The organism is Nocardia aobensis NBRC 100429, assembly GCF_000308375.1.
GTDB lineage: Bacteria > Actinomycetota > Actinomycetes > Mycobacteriales > Mycobacteriaceae > Nocardia > Nocardia aobensis.
In genome coordinates this window covers 1-4,467 of sequence record NZ_BAFQ01000171.1, presented here as the reverse complement: position 1 = coordinate 4,467, position 4,467 = coordinate 1, and the positions used below count along the sequence as shown (strand labels likewise).

Here is a 4,467-nt window from a genome sequence, read left to right as displayed (position 1 = left end):
CGGCGGCAACGCCGTTCGACCTCGCGACCGAGATCCCCCTGCGGGTCCGGTTGCTCGAGATCGCCGATCTCGCCCCCGGAGCGCGCCGGGAGTACGTCCTCATCGTGGTGGTCCACCACATCGCCGCCGATGTGTCCTCGACGCGTCCGCTGGTCCGCGATGTGCTGGCCGCCTACGCCGCCCGTACTCGCGGCGCCGCGCCCGAGTGGGCGCCGCTGCCGGTGCAGTACGCGGACTATGTGCTCTGGCGCGAAGGCGTACTCGGATCGGCGTCGCAGCCGGGTTCGGTTGCCCACCGCGAATTGTCGTACTGGCAGCGCGAACTGCGCGGGCTGCCCGAGGTTCTGGCGTTGCCCACGGACCGTCCGCGTCCGCCGCTGGCGACGCGAGCCGGCGCCCGCGTCGACGTGTGGATCGCGCCGCAGGTGCACGCCGGTCTGCTCGAGGTGGCACGCGCTCACCGCGCGACACTGGCCACCGTCGTCCATGCGGCCTTCGCCGTGCTGCTCGCCCGGCTGTCGGACAGCACCGACATCGCTGTCGGTACTCTTGTCGAGCGCCGCACGGAGACCGAACTCGACGATCTGATCGGCGTGTTCACCGATACCGTGGTGGTCCGCACCCACGTCGATGCCCGGGAACCGTTCACCGAGCTGCTGACGCGCCGGCGCGACGGCGACGCGCAGATCCACGCGCACACCGAACTGCCGTTCGCGATCCTGATCGAGGCGCTGGCCGCGCCCCGGTCGACGGCGCATCATCCGCTGTTCCAGGTGGGCCTGTCGCTGCGCGACCGGGCTGCCGAATCGGCACTGCCGGAACGGGACCTGCCCGGTCTGAGCGTGACCGAGGTCGACGCCGATACCGCCGCCACACCTCTCGATCTGCATCTGAGCGTGGCCGACACCTACGGCGAGGACAGAAACCCCACGGGAATCGGCGGCGCTCTCACCTATGCGACCGACCTGTTCGAGGCCGCCACCGCGACCACGATCGCCGAGCGGTTGACTCTGCTGCTCGCGGAGGTGGCGGCCGACCCCACGACGCCGGTCGGTGACCTGAACATCCTCACACCCGCCGAGCGGAGCCTGCCGGACCCTGGCGCGCCCGGCGAACCGGATCCGGACGCCACCACCCTGCCGGCCCTGCTGGCGGCCGCCGTCGCCACCGCACCGCCGGATGCGGTGGCGCTGGTGGCCGACTCGGCCGATGCCGGAGAGCCCGATCAGGCCCCGGTGCGACTGAGCTACGCGGAACTCGACGCTCGGGTCAATCGCCTTGCGCGACATCTGATCTCGCTGGGCGTGGGCCCCGAGTCGCGGGTGGCGCTGGTGATGCCGCGCGGTGTGGACCTCATGATCGCGACGTTCGCGGTCTCGGTCGCCGGTGGTGCCGCTGTGCCGGTGGACCCCGCTCATCCCGTCGAGAGGATCGGCCGCCTCCTCGCGGCCGCCGAGCCGGTCGTCGTGCTGTCCGCGACGGACCTGCCGGTGCCGCCCGGGCCCGGCGCGCCCGCCGAACCCGCGGTGGTGGCCCGTGATTGGCGCGGCCGCTCCCAATCCATGCCGGCGTTCACCGAGGCGGGCCGGGGTGTGGCCCGCGAGGACGTCGTACGCATCGACGAACTGGACTTGTCCGGAATCTCGCCGCGGCCGGTCGGCGAAGACGATCGGCTCGCGCCGCTGCTCCCGCAGCATCCGGCCTTCGTAATCGTCGGTCCGGGGCCGGACGGTCGGCTCCGGGGCCTCACCGTTGCGCACCGCGCCGCCGCGCGCCAACTGGTCCGGTACCGAACACGATTCGAGCTCGGACCCGACGATGCGGTGCTCCCGGCGACCACCTCGCCCCTCGAGTCGGCGGCCTGGGAGTTCTGGACCGCGGTCACGGCGGCCGGTCGGCTGGTACTCGCCGCACCGGACGCCACCGACGGTTCGCTGTCCGAGCTGATCGAGCGCGAGCGGGTGACCACGCTGCACACCGCGTCCGCGGCACCGCTGGACGATGCGGCGCCCGGCGACGACGCGGAGGTGAGTCCGAGTTCGCTCCGGCGCGTGATCGTCCTCGGTGATGTGCCCGGTACGCCGCCGCAACGTCCGGACGTCTCGCATCCGGTGGAGCTCCACCACCTGTGCGCCTACGCCGAGGGCGGGATCTCGATCGTCGACCGTCGTCCCGACGCGGCGCACGAGGCCGGTGCGGCGTCCCGCAACAGCCATATGTACGTGCTGGATTCACGGCTGCATCCGGTTCCGGTCGGTGTCTCCGGCGAGCTGTATCTGGCGGGGCCGGACCTCGCCCGCGGCTATGTCGCGGGTCCGGCCCGGACGGCGCAACGCTTCGTGGCCGACCCGTTCGGCGGCGGTGGGCGGATGTATCGCACCGGCGATCTGGTCGCGTGGACCGCGGCCGGCGATCTCGACTATCGCGGCCGCACCGATCATCAGGCGCTGGTCGGGGGTTTCCGCGTCCAACCGGGCGAGATCGAGGCCGTGCTGCTGCGGTTGCCGCAGCTCGCGCAGGCGGCGGTGGTGGCGAAATCCGATCCGCGCACCGGTGATCGACTGGTCGCCTATCTCGTCTCCGCCGATCGGGAACTCGATCTGGCGCAGGTGAGATCGGCGTTGCGCGCGGCGTTGCCGGATCGTCTGATCCCCGCCGCATTCGTGGTGCTCGACTCGCTGCCGCTGACCGCGAACGGGAAGCTCGATCGAGACGCGCTGCCGGAGCCGGAATCCCCGTCCACCGGTTTCCGGGCGCCCGTCACCCCGGTGCAGGGAGTCGTGGCCGGTGCCTTCGCCGAGGTGCTCGGCGTCGACCGGATCGGCATCGACGACGACTTCTTCGCGCGCGGCGGCAACTCCGTGCAGGCGGTTCGGGCGGCCGAGAACATCAGCGGCGCACTGGGATTCGCCGTACCGGTGCGAGCCCTGTACGAGGCCGCGACGGTGGGGGCGCTGGCCGCGTGGCTGGAGCGCGGCACACGACCGGCGCTGAGCACGGCGCCGCGGCGGCAACCGCTGCCGCTGTCCTACGCCCAGCATCGGTTCTGGCTGCTCGACCAGTTCGACACCACCGCAACGGATTACATCATCTCGTGCGAGATCCGGGTGTCGGGCGCGCTGGATGTGGCGGTGTTGCGGCAGGCGCTGGCGGACCTGGTGACGCGGCACGACATACTGCGCACGGTCTATCCCGAGGTCGAGGCCGGAACGGGCGTCCCGATTCAACGGGTGCTGCCGGTGGCCGAGGCGACGCCGGATCTCGAGGTCGTGCAGGCCGGCGCGGACCGGGGGAGAGGCGAATTCGGCGGCGGTGTCGACGTCACCGTCGACCTTCCGTTCCGTGTACGTCTCCAGCAGCTGTCCGGTACCGAATCTGTGCTGATGATCGCCGCCCACCGGATCGCCGTGGACGATCTCTCGATGAGGTTGCTGATCCGGGACCTCGCGACCGCGTACACATCCCGGCGCGCGGGCCGAGCGCCGGCGTGGGCACCGCTACCCGTGCGCTACGCCGATTACGCGCAGTGGCAGCTCGCGGTATCGGGTTCCGAGGACGATCCGGACTCCCCGATCTCCGGCCGATTGCGTTACTGGACAACGGAACTCGCCGATCTCGCGGACGAACCGCGCTGGCCCGCCGGTCGCCCGACGCAGCGGAGTTTCGACGTCGGCACGGTCGACATCACCGTCGACCCGCGGGTGCACGCCGCCCTCACCGCGCTGGCGCCGGCGTACAGCTCGACCGTGTCCACGGTGGTGCACGCGGCGCTCGCGGTGGTGCTGGCCCGGATGTCCGGTACCGACGACGTCACGATCGGAATCCCGGTCACCGGCCGTGGCGAACCCGGCCTCGCCGATGTGGTCGGCCCGTTCGCCGACATCCTGGTGCTGCGCAGCCGGGTCATGCCGAATCGCACCTTCGCGCAGTTGCTGACCGAGGTCCGTGACACCCGGCTGCGGGCTGTCGCCAACGCCGGCGTCCCCTTCGAACGCCTGGTGGATGCGCTGGCTCCGCAGCGCGGCGAAGCGTGGCATCCGCTGACGCAGGTGGCGTTCTCGTTCGGCGAACCGGTGGCGTGCGGTTTCGACGTACCGGACCTGAGTTCGGTGGTGGCGGAACCGGTCACCGGCAGCGAGCGGTTCGATCTGCGCCTGAGTCTGCGCGAACATCGCACGGCCGCCGGCGGCGCGGCCGGGATCCGCGGTGAATTCACCTATGCCACCGACCTGTTCGACCGCGAGTCGGTCACGCAGGCCGCTGAGCAACTGGTCCGGATTCTGGCGGCGGTGGCGCACGACGCCGACATCGCGCTCGACGGCCCGGAGATGCCCGGGGCACCCGAGACCGGCGATCTCGTCGCGGATACCGACGTGCCGGTGCGTGCGCCCGTGACGCTGCCCGACCTGATGGCGGCCGCGGTCGCCGCCGATCCGGACGGTCCGGCGGTGGTCGTGGGCGGTCGCG

At 71.7% G+C, this 4,467-nt stretch carries 1 protein-coding gene; it reads left to right on the top strand.

The annotated features are described in order from the left end of the window. Positions 1-4,467 (top strand): condensation domain-containing protein (locus tag RJ03_RS22595; RefSeq protein WP_036505600.1); only part of this gene is annotated, 4,467 nt, incomplete at both ends.